Raw genomic sequence first — 690 nt, forward strand, 5'->3', positions numbered from 1 at the left:
GCAGAGCTCGCTGGCAGGCCAGAAACACGCTGCGCAGATCGACGGCCATCATGGTTTCCCACATATCCAGAGTGATATCGGTGCAGGGAGCCTGGGTAAGCATGCCTGCATTGTTGACCAGCACGTCAATCCCTTCATAGTGCCCCAGGCAGGCATCCACACCAGCCGTTGCCCCGTCGACCTCGCCGACATCAGCCACCACGCCATAGCAATGCGCCCCAATTAACCGACAACGCTGTACCACCCCTTCCAGTTTATTACGGTCCCGGTCGGTGAGTATCAGTCGTGCCCCTTCCCCGGCAAAAAGCAGTGCGATAGCCTCGCCGATACCACTTGCCGCGCCCGTCACAACACAACGTCTGTTTTGCAACTGCATAGTGGCTCCTTAATCCGGCCAGCGGACGGTCAAACCACCGTCGACAATAAGGCTTTGCCCGGTCAGATAACGGCTTTCGTCGCTGGTGAGAAAAGCCACTACGCGAGCGATATCATCCGGACAGCCAACCCGTCCCAGTGGAATCGATCTGGCTGCTTTTGCCAGCCCCTCCGGCCCCAGAGAGTTCTGCTTATCCAGCGACTGTGGGGTTTCAATCAATCCGGGGATCACGGCGTTGCAGCGAATACCTCGCGGTGCAAGCTCAACGGCCAGTGAGCGACAAATCCCTGGGACTGCGGCTTTCGCCGCCGCGT

The 690-nt window shown here is 59.0% G+C and carries 2 protein-coding genes; both read right to left on the reverse strand.

Going from position 1 to position 690, the window contains the following annotated elements; translation table 11 throughout:
* A partial coding sequence (locus CWM53_RS20210; RefSeq protein ID WP_133124369.1) for an SDR family NAD(P)-dependent oxidoreductase occupies window positions 1-376 on the reverse strand: 376 nt, incomplete at its 3' end.
* Between the two features lie 9 nt (window positions 377-385).
* Window positions 386-690 (reverse strand): SDR family oxidoreductase (locus CWM53_RS20215; protein ID WP_133124370.1); only part of this gene is annotated, 305 nt, incomplete at its 5' end.

The sequence above is a fragment of the Klebsiella sp. A-Nf5 genome (assembly GCF_002810545.1).
Taxonomy (GTDB): domain Bacteria; phylum Pseudomonadota; class Gammaproteobacteria; order Enterobacterales; family Enterobacteriaceae; genus Klebsiella; species Klebsiella variicola.